Genomic DNA, 17,959 nt, shown 5'->3' with positions numbered 1-17,959 from the left:
AGAGGACATAGCATGACTGACACACCATCGATCCGTTGGGGCATTATCGGCCCCGGCACAATTGCCCGCACCTTTGCTGACGGCGTTGCCCATTCCACGACAGGCAAGCTCGTCGCCATTGCTTCGCGCAATCCGGATAAGCCGGAACTGGCACATCATTTTCCCGGCGCGCGCATTGTCAACGGCTATGACGCCCTGCTTACTGACCCTGAGATTGACGCCATTTATGTCTCAACGCCCCATACCGGACATGCCGAGTGGGCAATCAAGGCCATTCGCGCGGGAAAACATGTGCTGGTGGAAAAGCCGATTGCCCTTAGTGCTTACGATGCCGATGCGATCTTCCACGAAGCCCGCAAATCAGGCGTCTTCGCAGGTGAAGCATTCATGTATCGCGTTCACCCGCAAACCATCAAGCTCATCGAACTGGTCAAAAGCGGAACCATCGGCGATGTGCGTATTATCAGGTCAAGCTTCGGCTTTAACATGGGCAGCGTCAAACCCGAACACCGCCTGTTTGCCAATGAGACGGCAGGCGGCGGTATCCTCGATGTCGGCTGCTATCCCGTATCGATGACACGATTGATCGCAGGCAGTGTTGAAGGCAAGCCGTTCCTTGATCCTGAATTCGTATCGGGCGTTGGTCATCTCGGCGAAACCGGCGTTGATCAATGGGCGTCTGCTCTGTTGAAATTTCCGAACGGAATTATTGCTGAAGTATCCTGCTCAATCATGGCAGATCAGGATAATACCCTGCGCATCATCGGCTCAACAGGCCGTATCGAGGTCAAGGATTTCTGGTACGCATCGGGACAACAGGGCGGCGTCGGCAAGATCGAGATTCACCGGCACAACAAACCGCAAGAAACAATCGAATTTGAGGAGAGCCGTTGGCTCTATTCCTTCGAAGTGGACGCAGCAGGCGAAGCCATCCATCAGAAGCGGCAGGAATTTGCCGCGCCTGGCATGAGCTGGGCTGACTCTATCGGCAATTTGCGGGTGCTGGATCAGTGGCGTGCCGCGATAGGGCTTGAATACAGCATCGAGACCGCCGCAAAGCGGACGACGACGATTTCCGGCGCCAAGCCAGTGCCGGGCAAGAACGTACCAAAGCGGGCGATCCCCGGTCTTGCAAAGCACGCTTCATCCGTCGCGCTCGGCTTTGAATTCTTTCCAAACTTCGCTGCTGCTTCCCTGACACTCGATGCCTATTACGAGGCGGGCGGCAATCTGTTCGACACGGCCTATATCTATGCAAACGGGAAAACCGAAGAGATATTCGGTGATTGGCATACAAGCCGTAATGTTCCGCGTGAGGATGTGGTCCTGATTGGCAAGGGGGTCCACTCACCGCTTTGCTACCCTGACGTCATCGCCAAGCAGCTCTCACGATCGCTGGAGCGCTTGAAAACCGATTATGTCGACGTCTATTTCATGCATCGTGATAATCCTGACATCCCCGTGGGTGAATTCGTTGACGCAATGGATGCTGAAGTCAAAGCTGGTCGCATTCGCGGTCCATTTGGCGGATCAAACTGGACACGGGAGCGGATGGACGAGGCCATTGCTTACGCCGAAAAGAACGGCAAGACAAAGCCCGGCGCCCTATCGAATAATTTCTCACTGGCTGAGATGCTGGACCCAATCTGGGCGGGTTGCGTTGCCGCCTCTGACGATGCATGGAAAACATGGCTCAATAAAAAGCAAATGCCCAACTTCGCATGGTCCAGTCAGGGCCGCGGCTTCTTCACGGATCGCGCCGGTCGCGACAAGCGGGATGATGAAGAATTGGTACGGGTCTGGTATTCAGAGAAGAATTTCGGACGTCGTGACCGGGCGATCGAGCTTGCAGGGAAACTTGGCCGCAATCCCATTCACATAGCTCTGGCCTATGTGCTGGCCCAACCCTCTCCCGTCATTCCGCTGATCGGACCACGCACACTTAGTGAGCTTGAGGACAGCCTCTCGGCACTCAACATCAATCTTACGCCAGATCAGGTGAAATGGCTGGAAGGCTAGGCTTGGATGTGGCAAGCAGGGATACTGGTTTGGCGAGGATGTAGTGATGAAGTATTCGGCATGTATCGAGTGGTTGTTTGCTGAAGAGTCGCCTGATTTCGCCAACCGTATCCGCTTGGCCAAGGAGGCCGGTCTGGGTGCGGTCGAGTTCTGGAAATGGACCGAAAAGGACATTCCTGCTGTCGAAAAAGCGTTGGCTGAAACAAAGCTCGCATTGTCCAGCCTCGTTGCGGAACCGATGATTCCACTGACTGATCCTGCCAACCATGACGCCTTTCTGATAGGCCTGCGGGCCAGCGCTCATATGGCAAATCGGCTGGGTGCCAAGGTGCTCATCGCGCAGGCCGGGGACGATCTTCCCGGCCACACCCGCGCCGAGCAGCATCAGGCTTTGGTCGATTGCATGACGCAGGCCGCCGATGTGCTTGCGGGAACAGGCGTCGTGCTGGGGCTTGAGCCGCTCAACACCCTGATCGACCACAAGGGCTATTTCCTTCACTCAACGGTTGAAGGTCTTGATATTATCGATGAAGTGAACAGGCCAGAAATCCGGATTGTCTACGATATCTATCATTCCCTCGTGATGGGGGAAGAGACCGCAAAAGTGCTCAACGGACGGATTGATCGTGTTGCGCATGTTCACGTTGCCGACCATCCCGGCCGCAACGAACCGGGTAGCGGGACACTGGAATTGTCAAAATCTCTGAACTGGTTGTTCGATAATGGCTATGACGGCTTTATCGGACTGGAATACAGACCAACGGCTGGCACCAAATCCAGTCTTGAGACAACATTCCGGTCGCTCGGCTCACGCTAAAGCCTTCCGGCTTAAATAGAATCGTTCTGCCAGAAGGGCCCTAGAACGGCGTTTTGCTATTGAAGTGTCAATAGTTAAGCAGGTAAGCAGGACATGATCCGCACTTCACGTCAGTACGTCGCAATCATTCATGTGCAACAAGGCGGGATAGCGGATCAGACATGAAGGATGCCGATATCCATGACCGAGCCCCGCAAACGCCACACCCTGCCGACCATCGCAGACGTCGCGGAACTCGCCGGTGTTTCCCGCGCTATCGCATCGCGGGCACTCTCGACTGAACCGCGGCCAGTGTCTGCGGACAAACGGGAACGGGTGCTGGCAGCCGCGGCGAAACTTGGCTTCAAACCCAACCTTCTCGCACGAAGCTTGACCACCAAAACAGTCAATCTTGTTGCTGTTATCGTCAATCACATCCACGATCTTTCCGATCTTGACCTCTTCGATCTTTTGATCAGCCAGATTCAGTCCATCGGCAAGCAGGTGATTTTTGTTCGTGTTGGCTCAGCCGAGCGCATAGACGAATTCCTACGCAATGGCATTGCCTATCATGTGGACGCAGCCCTTGTATTTTCAGACTTCGCCGATGCAGAGACTGTGCGAAAAATGTTCCGCAATGACAGCGTTCTGATGCTGAATGGAATGCGTGATGCAAGCTCACCCGCCATTATACCCGATGAGCAGATCGGTATTGCCGCGGCGGTAGTGGATGCTGCTGTCAAAGGCGTGCGCAGTGCAATCCTTGTTACCGGTCGCTCTGCCTCCCCTGTCGAACAAGCCCGCATTGCAATCTATAAATCGGAGCTGATGCGCCAAGAAATTAAGCTGGTTGCAGAACTGCCGGGCGACTATTCCTATCAAAGTGGACGTCAGGTCGCATCATCAACCAACTGGCAAGCAGCCGACGCCGTTTTCTGCACATCCGATGCCATGGCCATGGGCATCCTCGATATCCATCGACGAGACTTCCCGGCCAACAAATCTGAATTGTTTCGGCTTTATGGTTTCGATGACGTAACCCTGACCGAATATGAGGCCTATCCCATCTCCTCGATAGGCTATGACAAAACTGCCTATATCAACGAAATACTGAAGTTCTTAAAGGAACCTGCCTTGTTCAGTTCAGGAGAGAAACTGATACAGGTACCAACCTATTTCGTTTCGCGGTCCAGTTCCTGACCGGAAGAGAAAAGGCCGGGATATACCCGGCCTTATCAATCAAATTACCAAAGCGGCGTTAGTGCCGGTGGATTGGACTTTTCGCCCCACCACTTCTTGTAATTCGCATCATAAGCGCCTGACTGAATATAGTCTGAGACGAACATATCCAGCCAGCGGACGAATTCCGGATCACCTTTGGCAACTGCAATGCCAATCGGATCGTTGGAATAGAGGCCCGGCAAGGTGACAAGGCCATCATTCTTGGTGGCGAGATAATCGAGCAAGGATGAATCTTCGATAGCCGCATCAACGCGCTTCTGCTGCAAGAGCAGTACGCCATCTGGTGAGAAATTGTCGGTGTAGACAAGCTCAGCCGTTGGCACACTCTTCTTCAAAAAGCTCTCGCCTGTCGTACCGCGACCGACAACCACTTTCTTGCCAGCCAGATCTTCGAGCTTGGTAATACCAGCATCCTTTTGCACGATAACCCGCAGGCCAGCACGGTTGTAAGGGATCGAGAAATTGACAGTCTTAGCGCGCTCAAGCGTTGCCGATGTATTGGCAACCACAATATCGAGCTGTCCGGAAACGAGCATGGAAACGCGCGCATCACCGGAGACATCAGTAAATTCAACGGGAACACCGAGCTTGGCCGCCAGCATCGTTGCCACATCAACGTCATAGCCAACGGGATTGTTCTTGTCGTCGCGGAAACCGATGGGCTCGCCGCCAAGCGAAACACCAATACGGACTGTTCCGGCAGCGCGAATGTCGTCAATCTTCCCGGCTTGGGCTGCGCCTGTAAAGGCAAGTGCGGCGGTCAGCGCCAGTGCTGCCAATTTTCCGATTTGTACTCTCATGAATTTCCCCTTTATGTTGTTTATTGCATCTCAAATTGTCTTGCTAGCCGGTGCTCGGCTGCATTCATTCCTGCTTCCCAGAACCAGTATTTGATTTCTTCGTGGCAACGGAAACTGGCCACTTCATGATTGCCCTTGGCGTCAATCGCATGAATGACCACACCAGCCAGAAATCCGGTGGTCAATTGCGCGAGATCCTCCATCGCCATATCGACGGCTTCGCGTAATGAATGGCCGAAACGCATGGCAAGCACGATACTGCGTGCGGTACCACAGCGGATTGTCATTTCCCCAGTATGCGTGCAAGCGGCCGCGCCATAACGGCTATCCGCATAGAACCCCGCCCCTGCTATAGGCGAGTCGCCCAAACGCCCCGGATATTTCCACGCCCAACCTGAGGTGGAAGTTACCGCATGAATACCATTTGCAGAATCTTTTGACAGAAACACCGTCGTATCGCGCACCCGCTCCGGATCGGTAATTGTACGGCTGAGAGGGGCCAAAGGGATATCGGGAAAAGCGGTCAGTTCTTCCGGCGTCAATTCCTTTTGAAGCCGCTCCCACCAGACGCGCTGACTCTCTTCATATAACGTTTCATCAACGGGAAACCCGATTTCCGTGGCAAAGCGGCGGGCGCCGTCGCCCGTCAGCATCACATGCGGTAAACGTTTCATCACCTCGTGGGCCAATGCCGCTACGGGGAGTGTATCGGGAACGGCGCCGACGGCTCCAACATCCCGCGTCGTGCCATCCATCACGCCAGCGTCAAATTCCATACGCCCAAGCATATTCGGCCAGCCACCATAGCCGACACTGCGAACCTTCACTTCGCGCTCCACCTCGCTGATACCAGCCACCATGGCGTCGATGCCATGCGCCTGCTGCTTGAGGAGTTCGATACTCTTGGCGAAACCCGGCCAGGCTTCCGTATTTGCTATCAGGATCATTGTCAGTCTTTACGCATTTTGGAGAGGAACTGGGCGATACGCGGCTTGGCCATACCGCCATCGGCGGCAAAGAACTCAGCTGTTGGCAGATCAACGACAAGTTGCCCTTTATCGAGAAAAACAACCCGCGATGAGATCGTTCGGGCAAACTCGATTTCGTGGGTCACGAAAACCATGGTCGTTCCGTCACGCGCGAGTTTGGCAAGAATGGCCAGGACGTCCGATGTCATCTCCGGATCAAGCGCGCTGGTGATTTCGTCGAGCAGCAGATAGCGCGGCTTCATGGCAAGGGCCCGGCAGATACCAACGCGCTGCCGTTGACCGCCGGACAATTGCGACGGAAACGCGTCAGCCCGCGCGCTCAGACCCACGGATTCCAACAGCGCGCGTGCGTCCGCTTCCGCCTGTTTGCGCGGGATTTTCAACACCTCAACCGGAGCCAGCGCGATGTTCTGAACGGCTGTCATGTGCGGATAAAGATTGAAAAGCTGGAAGACAGTAGCAGACCGCTTGCGCGCTTCGGTCAGTTCCTTCGGGCGGGACACATCAAAATCATCAATAGTGATGCGGCCGCCATCAAGCTTTTCCAGACCGTTCATGCAACGGATCAGGGTCGATTTGCCCGAGCCGCTGGAACCGAGGATGGACACGACCTCACCGCCATGGACATCGAGGTCTATTCCATCGAGTACGGTTGCAGCGCCGAAAGCTTTGCGCACGCCTCTCACGCTGATCATTTCACAGACCTTTCCATGCGGTATGCGCCCTCAGCCGCTTTTCCAGTGTTGCGCCGCCATAGGCGACGAGCTTGGCCATGACGTAGTAAAGTGCGCCGACAATTGCCCAGACAATGAAGGGCTTGAGCGTACGCAGATTGAGGATGTTGCCGATCTTTGTCAGGTCGACCACACCGATCACCGATATCAACGATGTCACCTGCAACTGGTTGACCAGAAGGCCAGTCAGCGGCCCAATGGCAAAGGCCATAGCCTGCGGTGCGATAATGTGACGAAGCACCTGCCAGCGTGACAGACCAAAAACACGGGCAGCCTCGATCTGGTCACGGCCAATGGACTCAATGGCAGACACTGCAATGACATAGACAAAAGCGGCGGTATTGCCGGAGAGCGTGATGACGGCAGCCTCAACTGGGGTAACGTTCATTTTGGCGAAAGCCGGCAACCCAAAGAACACGAGAAACAGCTGAACCAGAACCGGTGAGTTTTTCAAAAGCTCGGCGAATACCGTCACGATCTGTGTGAGTACAGGCACACGATAAAACCGGATAACCGCCCAGAGAGAACCAAGCAAAAGACCGATGATTGTCGTCGCCAGAAAGAGCGCGAGGGAAACTCCGAGGCCCTGCACCAGCAGAACAATGTCGTAGGAGGTGAACGATGTATAACGCATCACGCGACCCCGCTCTGATCACGATTGAGATAGCGATGCAATGCGCCGATGGCGAGCGAAACCAGATAGGTCAGGCTGGCATAGGCGACGAGTAGCACCGCATAGATCTCGAAAGGCCGGAATGTATCCGAGGCGACAATCTTTGCTGAACCCGTCAATTCATTGAGTGTGATGGTCGAAAGGATCGACGATGTCAGGATAAGGTTGATGAAGACCGAGCCAAGCGGACGTACTGATGTCCTCAAGGCAATCGGCATCACGATCTTGCGGAAGATGGTCGGTTTTGAAAGCCCGCTAACCTCGGCGGCTTCCAGAATGCCCGTATCAATCGAAAGAATGCCCGAACGGATCACATCCGACGTAAAAGCACCGCCCGCTATGGAGAGGGCAATGACGCCGGTGGCAAAAGCATCAAGATAAATGCCTATTTCCGGCAGGCCATAGAAGAAAAAGAACAGCTGGACGATAAACGGTATGTTCCGGAACAGATCCACATAGATATAGGCGATACGGGAAAGGATCGGCGAAGCTGATGTAACGAGCGCTGCAACGATCATACCAATGCACAGGCTGCCAGCCAGCGCCAGAACGCAGGCTTCGGCCGTCAGAACCGCACCTTTCAGCAGAAAAGGAATATGCGGAGCCAGTATGGTCAGATCAAAGGTCAAACATTAGTCCAGCGCAAAGTGAAACCGGTTTCATTTTTGCCCATCAAGAGAAAGCTGTCAAGCGGGTATACGCTCGTAGAAGGATTGATTGTTAGGAGAGAAACTCGGCGCGGTGTGGTGAGAAGCTGTCGATCAGCCGTCCCTTTTCGAGCGCCTTGACCCCATGAATAAGATTGGATGGAACAATGAAGCTACCGCCCTGCTCCAGCACCTGGCTGACGCCGTCAATGGTGACTTCAAAGCGTCCTTCGGCAACATAACTCGCCTGAATATGCGGATGGGAATGGAGCGACCCAACGGCGTCCTTTTCAAACTGCACTTCAACCAGCATCATTTCGGGCAGGTAGGCCATAATCCGGCGGCTGACACCGGGCTCAGTCTTCGTCCATTCAGAAGCGTCTTTTGAAACAAACAGAATATCGTCAGCCATTCGCATAGTTCCCAACATCAACACATCGACCAAAAGTCGTATCTCGGTTTAGTCGACATTGTGAACGGAGGGAAGCGGCGCGGTCAAGCATATCGACCGCGCCACTGTTATTATGCTGCCAGACGGCGGCTATTGGCGATCTCGGCCAGTTTCAAAGCGCGTTCGAGGCACTCGGCCTGTTCGTTTGCAGACCGTTCTCCGGTGATTTCCATAATCAGCATCGTATCCGGCAAGAAGGTCAGCTCTTCAAAGATTTCTTCCCACGGAATGTCACCCCACCCAATCGGCAGATGCAGATCGCCGATGCCAAGTGCCGTTGCTTCGGCTGGGTGATAGAACTTGGTCATGCTGTAGGGGCGGCCAAAGCTGTCATGCACATGCAGATGACCCGTAACAGGCGCCATGGCTTTGATCTGGTCGCGCCAGTCAAGACCAAGTCGTGTACTTTCAATATAGGCATGGCTGAAATCAATCAGGCCGCAGACATTGGCGCTGCCGATTGACCGCACCGTCTCACCAACCTGTGCGGGCGTCTGGCGATATTCTGCATCGGTGACAGCAAAGATGTTTTCGAGTGCGATCCGTACACCATATCCCTTGGCGATCTCAGCCATTTCCGCAAGCGTATCACGCTCCATCTTGTCGAGATCGGCGATCCGCGACTGGGCTGGCATTTTGGCATTGCCACTATGATGCACGAGGATTCCAGCTTCAACGCGGTTGCAGAGTTCCAGCATCGCGCGAACAACGGCCTTCTGGTATTCCAGATGCTCGCGGTCCATGAAGTTGGACACGATCTGGCCATGCACGCTGTAACGTAGATCAAACTTGCTTGTAATTTCAGTCAGGCGTTCGGCGCGACCCGGAATAATCCGGCCACCGGAAATGATCTCTTCGCCATAAAGCGACAGTTCGGCAGCATTGGCGCCCAGATCAGCGATCGTGCGCAAAGCTTTCTCAAGCGTGTCAAAATTACCGTTACCGGTGTAGGTGCAAAAGCCAACGGCAGAAATGGTTGAGTCCAAGCTCATGTCTGGTCCTTTCAAGACGGGTTAAGCGGCTACCGTTTTCGCTGCGGGTTGGCGTATTGTGATCGCGGCGTCATCAAGACGCAAACCGCTTTCCAACGAAAACAGATGAATATGTTCAGAGGGCAATTGCAGGCCTGCAACCGCGCCCTGCTCGAAGAATTGGTCTTCCTCAACAGAGACCGCAAAGCTCATTCCGTCAATTTCGACATGCACGATACGGCCGGAGCCAAGCTCTTCAACAAAATCGACATTTGCGGGAACGCTGTTGACTGTACCAGCCGGAACGAGACGGCAATGTTCAGGACGGATACCGACAGAAACAGCGGCACCCACATTCTTACCACCCAGAACCGGATCAATCGCCTGCTTGATACCATCAAGCAGTACATGATCACCACTCGGTGCAATTATCGTGTCGAAGAAGTTCATGGCAGGCGAACCGATAAACGTTCCGACAAAGCGCGTGCGTGGCCGATGATAAATTTCAAGCGGTGTGCCGACCTGTTCCACATGGCCCTTGTTCATGACGATCAGTTTGTCGGCAAGCGTCATGGCCTCTACCTGATCGTGCGTGACAAAGACTGATGTCGCCGAAAGCCGCTTGTGCAGCCGTCGGATTTCCACCCGCATCTGGACACGCAGTTTTGCATCAAGATTGGACAATGGTTCGTCGAACAGGAATACTTTCGGCTCGCGAATGATGGCGCGCCCCATGGCAACGCGCTGGCGCTGGCCACCTGACAGCTGCGCCGGTTTGCGATCAAGCAGTTCTTCAAGGCCGACAATCTTGGCTGTTTCCGCAATGCGCCGGTCGCGTTCGGCACGCGGAACGCCAGCAACCTTCAACGCATAGCCGATATTGGCAGCAACATTCATATGCGGGTAGAGCGCATAATTCTGGAAAACCATCGAACAGCCGCGATCTCTCGGCTCAAGATTATTGACCACTTTGCCATCGATCGAAATCTCGCCCGAGGTAATCTCTTCAAGACCAGCAATCATGCGCAGCAGCGTGGACTTGCCGCAACCGGATGGCCCGAGAATGACAACGAATTCACCGGATTTGAAGTTCAGATCAACGCCGTGCAGAATCGGCGTGCTTCCATAGGTCTTGCGCACTTCTTTGATGCCAATTTCGGCCATTGCTTTTTCCTTTATTTCTCTGTCGAGACCAGACCACGAACAAACCAGCGTTGCAGGACGGCGACGACGATAAGGGGCGGCAGCATGATAATAAGAGCGCCTGCCATGGAGACATTCCATTCGGGCAAGGCGTTGACGGATGGTACAAGCGCACGCATGGCAACCATGGCCGTCTGGTAGCTGACATCAGTGGTCATCAGCTTGGGCCAGAGATACTGGTTCCACGCATAGACGAACATGATCGTTGCCAATGCCAGCATATTGGTGCGCGAGAGTGGCAGCAGAATATCGATGAAGAAGCGCAGAGGCCGCGCACCATCCATCTTGGCGGCTTCCGCCAGTTCATCGGGAAGCGTCATGTAGAATTGCCGGTAAAGGAATGTGCCTGTCGCTGTTGCAATCAGCGGAAGGACCAGACCGGAATAGGAGTTCAGGAGATTCCACTGCAACGACAGTTCAATGCCGGTGACAGTCTGGATGATCCAGCGAACCGGTTCAAACACATCAGCAGCGATGTTGTAGGTGGGGATCACGCGCACTTCGAGCGGCAGCATCAGCGTCATGAAAACCATCCAGAAGAAGACGTGACGCAGCGGGCTCTTGAAATACACGATGGCAAAGGCACTCAACGCTGCCAAAGCTATTTTGCCTGTCATGACGAGCAGGGATGTAATGAGACTGTTGAGCAATGCCGGACCGAGATTGGCACGATCCCATGCGGCGTGAACATTTTTGAGAAAGTCACCGCCGGGTGTCATGTTGAACGGCACAGCCGTGACCTCTTGCAGGGACTGCGTCGCGGCCGTGAAGATCATCCAGAATGGCCCAAGAATAAGGACCAATCCCAATATCATGATGAGGTAGGTGATGGCGTTGAGTATGGGGGTGCGTTCGATCATCGCCGTAGTCCTACTTGTAATGCACGCGCCGCTCGACAAAGCGGAACTGGATGAACGTAAACACCATGATGAGCGCGATGAGGACGAGGCTCTGCGCCGCCGCACCGGAATAGTTCAGGCCGCGAAAGGCCTCGCTGACGATGCGGTAGACCATGACGTCAGTCGCCTTGTTCGGCCCGCCTTCCGTGGTCAAATCGACAATACCGAACGTATCGGGGCCAACGAAACTCTCGGTCAGATTAAGGACGAGAAGAAAGAACAGGGTCGGGGCCAGCAGCGGAATCTGGATATCAAGCGCGCGGCGAAGCGGTCCTGAGCCATCCATGGACGAGGCTTCGAGCAGACTGCGCGGTATGGATTGCAACCCGGCGGTCATGAAAATGAAATTGTAGCCGATCCATTTCCACGCAAAACAGATGATGATGAGGATCATCGCGTGGCTGCCATATTTAGCGGGATTCCAAAGATCGGGCGACCACGTATTCACCACTGCAATCAGCCCGCTTTCCGGCGCAAAGATGAAGCGGAAAGCCAAACCCACGGCGGGCGCGGCAATTGCATAGGGCCAGATGTAGAAAAAGCGAAAAAGACCCGATCCCTTCAACTGGCGGTCAACGCAGATCGCCAGAACAAAGGCAATCAGCATCGACAACCCGGTTGCGGTGAATGCAAAGAACAGGCTGAGTGAAACGGAACGCCAATATTCACTATCGGCAAAAACATCGCGGAAATTGTCGAGGCCAACAAAGAGACGTTCGCCAGCACCACCAAAGGCGGGTTCCAGCGTAAATGCCCAGTTGAAAACCGATATGGCCGGCCAGTAAAAAAAGAACAAAATGAGCAGGAGTTGCGGCAAGGCAAAAAGGAGGGGCAACCACCAGCTTTTGAAAACAGCGCGCTTGTTCATGAGATTAATCAATTCTGCCTATGGGCGAAAATGAAATGGCCCGGTGCAGCGATGCTCCGGACCATTTGAAAGCCTGTAATTAGTTCAGTGCTTTACCGGCATAGGTCTTTTCAAAACGGCGCAGAATGACATTGCCACGCTCAACTGCCTGGTCGAGACCAGCCTGAACAGTCAGCTTGCCAAAGAAGATGCCTTCCATTGCATCGGAGATTTCCTTGCGGATCTGCGGGAAGCCACCAAGACGGATGCCACGGGTATTGGCTGATGTTGGCGTGAATGTCAGGCTGGCAATCGCCTTTTCACGGCCCTTAAAGGCTGGCTGGTCATAAAAGCCCTTGGCTTTCATGGCTTCAAAACCTGTCTTGGTAACAGGAATATAGCCTGTCACTGTCGACCACCATTCAACCATGTCAGGCTGGGCGATGAAGTTCAGGAACGCGGCAGCGCCCTTATATTCAGCTTCCGGACGGTTGTTCAGAACCCAAAGCGATGCGCCGCCAACCATTGAGTTCTGGCGGGCTGTGCCCTTCCAGACCGGAAGCATGGTGACGTCCCACTTTGCACCCTGCTTGATCGTCTTGCCGATTGTGCCGTGATCGGCAATCGAGGACTGGATCATCTGGCAGGTTTCGGATGTGAAGGCCGGAACAACATCCATGCCGAGCTGCTTTGTCTTGACCACAAACAGACCTTCATCGGTCATCTTCTTGAAGAATGTCAGATGGTCGACCAGCTTGGTCTTGTTCAGCATAAGCTCTGTATCAAGCCCGTCGTACCCATTGTTCTTGGTGGCAATAGGCTGGTTGTGAATGGCAGAAAACTGTTCGACGGTCGCCCAGCTGTCAAAGCTGAAGCCAAGCGGACAAGCATAACCGGCAGCCTTCAACTTGCGTGCAGCCGCTTCAACATCTTCCCACGTTTCCGGCGCATTCTGGATGCCTGCTTTGGTGAAGGCGTCAACATTGTAATAGAACATTGCAGTGGAGGAATTGAACGGGAATGAGTTCAACTCGCCCTTTGCAGTGGCGTAATAATTGGCGATGCCCGGAAAATAATTGCTCCAGTCGATCTTGTAGCCATTGTCTTCCATCAGCTTCTTGGCTGGGACGAAAGCGCCTGACAGCATCAGGTCCAACGTGCCGCCATCGAATACCTGCACGACAGCTGGGTGCTTCTTGGCGCGGTAGGCGGCAATGGCATTCTGGACGGTTTCAGGATAGCCATTCTGGCTGGTGCAGACGATTTCAAAATTGGCCTGCGAGTCATTGAACTTCTTGCAGGCGTCCTGCACGCGTTCGCCGAGATCACCACTAAGGCCATACCAGAATTCAAACTTGACCTTTTCGGCCATCGCCGGCGTCGCGCTAAAGCCAGCGACCAACAGCCCTGCGGCCAACCCTATTTTCGCACCAAAACCCTGCATTAAAGCCCCCTGAATACGGCAATTGAGAAAATGATCTCGGGGCAGTTCTGGACAATTCCAGCTGCCTCGCTCGCATTCAACTCTGAACGGGCTGTGTGAAAGTTTGATCGAACTTAGACGAAACTATTATGACAATTGTTCAGCCTGGCCGTGTGGGCCAGATTGAATGGCGGGCGAGAAGTCGCTGGCTACAGCAAGCCACGCGCCGCAAGATTGCGCATAAGCGCCGACGTGCCAAAGGTCCATTCGGGACATTCGGTTGACAACCGCACCGTATTGGTAAGCGCACCCAATTGCGGGTTCGATATGGTCACGACATCGCCGATCTTATGGGTGAACCCCTGCCCCGGTGTGTCACGGTCTTCAACCGGTGCAAAGAGCGTTCCCATGAACAGCATGAACCCATCGGGATACTGATGATGGCGACCGGTGGTTTGCGCAACCAGATCCAATGGATCGCGGCTGATCTCCCGCATGGTGCTGCTGCCCCTGAGGACATAACCATCCTTGCCCTCAACCATGAGATCAAGATCGGCATTGCGTACATCATCTATGGAATAGGTCTCGTCAAAAAGCCGGATGAATGGGCCAATGGAGGATGAGGCATTGTTGTCCTTGGCCTTGCCAAGCAGCAGGGCAGAACGACCTTCGACATCGCGCAGATTCACATCATTGCCAAGTGTTGCACCCTTCACCTTACCCTTGCTGTTGACGGCAAGGACGATCTCCGGCTCCGGATTGTTCCAGCTCGATATGGGATGCAGGCCAACCGCCGCGCCCCAGCCGACCGATGAGAGCACCTGCGCTTTGGAAAACACTTCCGCATCCGGGCCGATACCGACTTCCAGATATTGCGACCAGACACCCTCCTCTATCAAGGCAGCCTTGACTTTGGCAGCCTCCGGCGAACCGGCTTTGAGGTCCCTCAAACTATCGCCAATGATCGGCATCACGCGTTCGCGAATCTTGAGCGCAAGCGTGGGATTGCCCGCCGCCTTTTCCTCAATAACGCGTTCGATCATGGAGCGGGCAAAAGTGACACCGCAGGCTTTCACTGCCTGAAGATCGCAGGGCGCGAGCAGCCGAAGCCGCGATGCATCCCCCTCACTTTCAACAGATGCCCCGAAAATCTCGTCCAGCGATCCCAGTTTTGCACCACCCTGTGCTTTCGCATAAGCAGCCGGGTCATCCAGTTCCAGAAGATCGCGCATGGTTGCAACCTCCTTGGATGTAATATCGAACAGAACTCCGTCCCGGATCACAACGATTGAGGGACCCTGCACATCAGGGCGCCAGACACGGCCAGCAAATGTTCCGGTCTTGAAAGTCTCTGTCGATGTGGTCACGGGCAATGCTCCTGGAAGTCTTGGTATTATGGTGATCAATGCGTGGCAGTTTTACTGGCGAGACGCTTTCCACTCGCGCCATCAAACAGATGGCTGTGAGCAGGATCAATCCCTATATGAATTCTGTCGCCTGATTTTATCGAGAGCCGCTCGCGGAAGAGGCACATGATCTCCTGATCGCCCAATTTGCCGACCACCATGATTTCCGATCCAGTTGGTTCGACAACACTGACGTCGACGGGAATGCCACCTTCCGCAATTTTTATGTGTTCGGGACGTACGCCATAGATCACTTCACTCGATCCTGCCGACTGAATCGTTTGCGGTACAGGCAGCTTGATCCCCTCCACCGTTTGAAATTGGCTTGCTCCGGCCAGACTGCCCCGGATGAAATTCATCGACGGTGATCCGATAAACCCGGCAACAAACAGATTGGCCGGATAGTCATAGAGGTCGAGCGGCGTACCGATCTGTTCAACCAGACCATCCTTCATCACAACGATCTTGTCCGCCATGGTCATGGCTTCGATCTGATCGTGGGTCACGTAGACAATAGTCGTCCCGAGCCGCTGGTGCAGTCCCTTGATTTCGCTGCGCATCTGCACCCGCAGTTTGGCATCAAGATTGGAAAGTGGCTCATCAAACAGGAAGACCTGCGGATCGCGGACAATGGCACGGCCCATGGCAACACGCTGCCGCTGACCGCCTGACAATTGCCGGGGAAACCGGTCGAGCAGTTTTTCAAGACCAAGGATTTCCGCCGCCCGGCCAACCCTGCTTTCCTTTTCCTGCTTCGGCGCATTCTTGAGCATGAGCGCGAAGCCCATATTGTCGGCAACAGTCATATGCGGATAGAGCGCATAATTCTGGAATACCATGGCAATGTCGCGTTCCTTGGCGGGCAGATCGTTGACCACGCGACTGCCAATCGCAATCTCGCCTGTGGTGATCTCTTCAAGCCCTGCGATCATGCGCAGCAACGTCGATTTTCCGCAGCCCGAGGGTCCAACGAGAATAACGAATTCGCCATCTTCAATATCGACGGAGACACCGTGCATTACATTGACAGTACCATATTTCTTGGTGACATCCTTGATCGAGACCGAAGCCATCACGTTCTCCCTGTTCCCTAATATTATACTAGCCGCCCTTGACGGCACCGGCGGTGAGACCCGCGATGATCTGGCGCTGCGCGAAGACTGTCAGCAACAGTACAGGCAGCGTGACGACCAGCGCGGCAGCGGCCAGTGGACCCCAACTGACCTGTTCAAAGGACAGCATATTATAAACGGCAACCGGCAGCGTCCGGGTCTCGCGACTGGCAAGCACAATGCCAAAGACGAAATTATTCCAGGAAAAGATCACCGCCAGTATCAGCGACACAACAATACCCGGTTTGGCAATCGGCAGCGCCACCTTGACAAAAACCTGCCACGAGGTTGCACCGTCAATCATCGCTGCCTCTTCCAGTTCCATCGGCGTCGTCTCGAAATAGCCGATCATGATCCAGATCACGATGGGCACTGTTACAACCAGATGGATGATGATCTGCGGCCACAGCGTTCCCAACAATCCCATTGTCTGGAAAAGCAGAAACAGGGGAATGAGGTAGGAAAGGCCGGGCGTCATACGCGCGATCATAACCACGATGGCCGCCTTATCAGCACGCAAACGCGCAATACCGTAGCCGGCAGGCACGCCGACAAGCAATGCAAGCAGTGTCGATATGCCTGTTACGATGAGGCTGTTCCAGAAGTAGTGGAGGAAATCATTGGTTGCAAAAATCTGGGTATAGTTCGACCAGGCGAAACGCTCGGGAATGAAGATCGGCGGATAGGCGCCATTGTCAATCTCGTATTTCAACGAAAGCGACAGCATCCAGAGAAAGAAGAAAATGGCGGGCGAAACAATCACGAACACAACAAAGGCTGTGCCCAGTGATTTCAGCGGACTACGGCGGGCCATCAGCGTCTCCCTCAACTGTTCCACTTGGTCCGCTGGCGCAGATAAAGCAGCGCCAGAGACATGGTGATGATGACAATGAAGAAGACCACGGCAATCGCCGAGCCATAGCCAATGTCGTAGTAGGAAAAAGCGACGTTATAGAGATAGATATTGATCGTTTCGGATGCCGTTCCGGGGCCGCCCTGGGTCATGGCGAAGATGATGTCAAAACTCTTCAATGCGTCGATAGAGCGGATGATTACGGCAACCATCATGAACGGCAGGATCATCGGCAGTGTGATATAGCGAAATTTCTGCCAACCATTGGCGCCGTCAATTTCTGCACTTTCAAATGGATCACGCGGCATGGAAGCAAGGCCACCAAGCACAATCAGCATGACCAGCGGCGTCCATTGCCACGTTTCAACGAGCACGAGTGACGGTATGACGGTCTTCTGATTGAATATCCATTCCTGCGGACCGATACCAACCAGCGACAACAGATAATTGAGAACTCCAAGCTGCGGGTGGTACATCATGGTCCAGACAAGCGCTATCGCCACGGGCGTTGCCATCATGGGCATGACGAAGATTCCGCGGAGCAGCCCGCGCATCGGCAGTTTGCTGTCAAAGATCAGAGCTGCAATTGTTCCGAAAAACAACGGAGCTATAACCGAGAGAAGCGTATAGAGCACCGTGTGCCCCATGGATTGCCAGAAGCGGACATCACTGGCCAAGCGGGTAAAATTAGCGAGCCCGACAAAACTCTGTTCGCCGCCGAGATGCCATTCATTGACACTCATCCACAGCGTGAATGCCCACGGGAATAGAATAACCGCCCCGACAATAACCAGCGCCGGAATAACAAACGGCCAATAGCTTGGCTTGAGCCGGCGTTTGCCCGTTCTGGCCTTGGTGTTTTGTGCTTCACTGGTCATGGTCGGAGCGGCGATT

Annotated in this window: 18 protein-coding genes; 3 read left to right on the top strand and 15 right to left on the bottom strand. The window is 54.2% G+C overall.

What is annotated here, in order from left to right:
* The first annotated feature begins 12 nt into the window (after nt 1-12).
* From FHW17_RS21060 to FHW17_RS21050, 3 genes are all read left to right on the top strand, one after another.
* Nucleotides 13-2,019, top strand: coding sequence for an aldo/keto reductase (locus FHW17_RS21060; protein WP_182510747.1), 2,007 nt, complete (start codon nt 13-15; stop codon nt 2,017-2,019).
* Between the two features lie 43 nt (nt 2,020-2,062).
* The gene (locus FHW17_RS21055) at nt 2,063-2,836 is read left to right on the top strand and encodes a TIM barrel protein (RefSeq protein ID WP_182510746.1); all 774 of its coding nucleotides are present in this window, start codon (nt 2,063-2,065) and stop codon (nt 2,834-2,836) included.
* Nucleotides 2,837-3,016: 180 nt separating this feature from the next.
* Complete coding sequence (locus tag FHW17_RS21050) at nt 3,017-4,015, top strand: LacI family DNA-binding transcriptional regulator (protein ID WP_112522360.1); 999 nt, start codon at nt 3,017-3,019, stop codon at nt 4,013-4,015.
* Between the two features lie 44 nt (nt 4,016-4,059).
* Here the strand turns inward: FHW17_RS21050 and FHW17_RS21045 are convergent, their stop codons facing one another.
* From FHW17_RS21045 to FHW17_RS20975, 15 genes are all read right to left on the bottom strand, one after another.
* Nucleotides 4,060-4,857, bottom strand: a complete 798-nt coding sequence (locus FHW17_RS21045) for a transporter substrate-binding domain-containing protein (RefSeq protein ID WP_182510745.1) — start codon at nt 4,855-4,857, stop codon at nt 4,060-4,062.
* Nucleotides 4,858-4,877: 20 nt separating this feature from the next.
* Nucleotides 4,878-5,804: an isoaspartyl peptidase/L-asparaginase gene (locus tag FHW17_RS21040; RefSeq protein WP_182510744.1), complete on the bottom strand. Its 927-nt coding sequence runs from the start codon at nt 5,802-5,804 to the stop codon at nt 4,878-4,880.
* Between the two features lie 2 nt (nt 5,805-5,806).
* Nucleotides 5,807-6,541 (bottom strand): amino acid ABC transporter ATP-binding protein, encoded by a 735-nt coding sequence (locus FHW17_RS21035; protein WP_182510743.1) that lies wholly within the window; start codon nt 6,539-6,541, stop codon nt 5,807-5,809.
* Nucleotide 6,542: 1 nt separating this feature from the next.
* Nucleotides 6,543-7,214, bottom strand: coding sequence for an amino acid ABC transporter permease (locus FHW17_RS21030; RefSeq protein WP_182510742.1), 672 nt, complete (start codon nt 7,212-7,214; stop codon nt 6,543-6,545).
* Nucleotides 7,214-7,882 (bottom strand): amino acid ABC transporter permease, encoded by a 669-nt coding sequence (locus tag FHW17_RS21025; protein ID WP_112522355.1) that lies wholly within the window; start codon nt 7,880-7,882, stop codon nt 7,214-7,216. Before FHW17_RS21025 ends, FHW17_RS21030 begins: the two co-directional genes overlap by 1 nt.
* A 91-nt stretch (nt 7,883-7,973) precedes the next feature.
* Nucleotides 7,974-8,312 carry a cupin domain-containing protein gene (locus tag FHW17_RS21020; protein ID WP_112522354.1) on the bottom strand — a complete coding sequence of 113 codons (339 nt, stop codon included), beginning with the start codon at nt 8,310-8,312 and terminating at the stop codon, nt 7,974-7,976.
* Between the two features lie 110 nt (nt 8,313-8,422).
* A complete protein-coding gene (locus FHW17_RS21015; RefSeq protein WP_182510741.1) occupies nt 8,423-9,343 on the bottom strand; it encodes a sugar phosphate isomerase/epimerase in 921 nt (306 codons plus the stop codon).
* Between the two features lie 21 nt (nt 9,344-9,364).
* On the bottom strand, nt 9,365-10,486 hold the full coding sequence (gene ugpC, locus FHW17_RS21010; RefSeq protein WP_112522352.1) for a sn-glycerol-3-phosphate ABC transporter ATP-binding protein UgpC: 1,122 nt from the start codon (nt 10,484-10,486) through the stop codon (nt 9,365-9,367).
* Between the two features lie 11 nt (nt 10,487-10,497).
* Nucleotides 10,498-11,385: an ABC transporter permease subunit gene (locus tag FHW17_RS21005; RefSeq protein ID WP_112522351.1), complete on the bottom strand. Its 888-nt coding sequence runs from the start codon at nt 11,383-11,385 to the stop codon at nt 10,498-10,500.
* A gap of 10 nt (nt 11,386-11,395) precedes the next feature.
* A complete protein-coding gene (locus FHW17_RS21000) occupies nt 11,396-12,292 on the bottom strand; it encodes a sugar ABC transporter permease (RefSeq protein ID WP_182510740.1) in 897 nt (298 codons plus the stop codon).
* 79 nt (nt 12,293-12,371) lie between these two features.
* Complete coding sequence (locus tag FHW17_RS20995; RefSeq protein ID WP_112522349.1) at nt 12,372-13,715, bottom strand: extracellular solute-binding protein; 1,344 nt, start codon at nt 13,713-13,715, stop codon at nt 12,372-12,374.
* A 188-nt stretch (nt 13,716-13,903) separates the two neighbouring features.
* Nucleotides 13,904-15,061, bottom strand: coding sequence for a fumarylacetoacetate hydrolase family protein (locus tag FHW17_RS20990; RefSeq protein ID WP_112522348.1), 1,158 nt, complete (start codon nt 15,059-15,061; stop codon nt 13,904-13,906).
* A gap of 35 nt (nt 15,062-15,096) precedes the next feature.
* The gene (ugpC, locus tag FHW17_RS20985; protein ID WP_182510739.1) at nt 15,097-16,173 is read right to left on the bottom strand and encodes a sn-glycerol-3-phosphate ABC transporter ATP-binding protein UgpC; all 1,077 of its coding nucleotides are present in this window, start codon (nt 16,171-16,173) and stop codon (nt 15,097-15,099) included.
* 28 nt (nt 16,174-16,201) lie between these two features.
* Entirely contained in the window at nt 16,202-17,026 is an 825-nt protein-coding gene (locus FHW17_RS20980) for a carbohydrate ABC transporter permease (protein WP_112522346.1), read from the bottom strand.
* Between the two features lie 11 nt (nt 17,027-17,037).
* A complete protein-coding gene (locus FHW17_RS20975) occupies nt 17,038-17,943 on the bottom strand; it encodes a sugar ABC transporter permease (protein ID WP_182510760.1) in 906 nt (301 codons plus the stop codon).
* Between the last annotated feature and the right edge of the window lie 16 nt (nt 17,944-17,959).

The organism is Phyllobacterium sp. P30BS-XVII (assembly GCF_014138335.1).
GTDB classification, from domain to species: domain Bacteria; phylum Pseudomonadota; class Alphaproteobacteria; order Rhizobiales; family Rhizobiaceae; genus Phyllobacterium; species Phyllobacterium meliloti.
This window is presented reverse-complemented; position numbering and strand designations above follow the sequence as displayed.

Bases quoted from the DNA above. Each gene is read 5' to 3' on its own strand.
- FHW17_RS21015 (WP_182510741.1), bottom strand. From the start codon at position 9,343: ATGAGCTTGGACTCAACCATTTCTGCCGTTGGCTTTTGCACCTACACC.
- FHW17_RS20975 (WP_182510760.1), bottom strand. From the start codon at position 17,943: ATGACCAGTGAAGCACAAAACACCAAGGCCAGAACGGGCAAACGCCGG.
- FHW17_RS20980 (WP_112522346.1), bottom strand. From the start codon at position 17,026: ATGGCCCGCCGTAGTCCGCTGAAATCACTGGGCACAGCCTTTGTTGTG.
- FHW17_RS21005 (WP_112522351.1), bottom strand. From the start codon at position 11,385: ATGATCGAACGCACCCCCATACTCAACGCCATCACCTACCTCATCATG.
- FHW17_RS21045 (WP_182510745.1), bottom strand. From the start codon at position 4,857: ATGAGAGTACAAATCGGAAAATTGGCAGCACTGGCGCTGACCGCCGCA.
- FHW17_RS20995 (WP_112522349.1), bottom strand. From the start codon at position 13,715: ATGCAGGGTTTTGGTGCGAAAATAGGGTTGGCCGCAGGGCTGTTGGTC.
- ugpC (WP_112522352.1), bottom strand. From the start codon at position 10,486: ATGGCCGAAATTGGCATCAAAGAAGTGCGCAAGACCTATGGAAGCACG.
- FHW17_RS21000 (WP_182510740.1), bottom strand. From the start codon at position 12,292: ATGAACAAGCGCGCTGTTTTCAAAAGCTGGTGGTTGCCCCTCCTTTTT.
- ugpC (WP_182510739.1), bottom strand. From the start codon at position 16,173: ATGGCTTCGGTCTCGATCAAGGATGTCACCAAGAAATATGGTACTGTC.
- FHW17_RS21030 (WP_182510742.1), bottom strand. From the start codon at position 7,214: ATGCGTTATACATCGTTCACCTCCTACGACATTGTTCTGCTGGTGCAG.
- FHW17_RS21035 (WP_182510743.1), bottom strand. From the start codon at position 6,541: ATGATCAGCGTGAGAGGCGTGCGCAAAGCTTTCGGCGCTGCAACCGTA.
- FHW17_RS21020 (WP_112522354.1), bottom strand. From the start codon at position 8,312: ATGGCTGACGATATTCTGTTTGTTTCAAAAGACGCTTCTGAATGGACG.
- FHW17_RS21050 (WP_112522360.1), top strand. From the start codon at position 3,017: ATGACCGAGCCCCGCAAACGCCACACCCTGCCGACCATCGCAGACGTC.
- FHW17_RS21060 (WP_182510747.1), top strand. From the start codon at position 13: ATGACTGACACACCATCGATCCGTTGGGGCATTATCGGCCCCGGCACA.
- FHW17_RS21040 (WP_182510744.1), bottom strand. From the start codon at position 5,804: ATGATCCTGATAGCAAATACGGAAGCCTGGCCGGGTTTCGCCAAGAGT.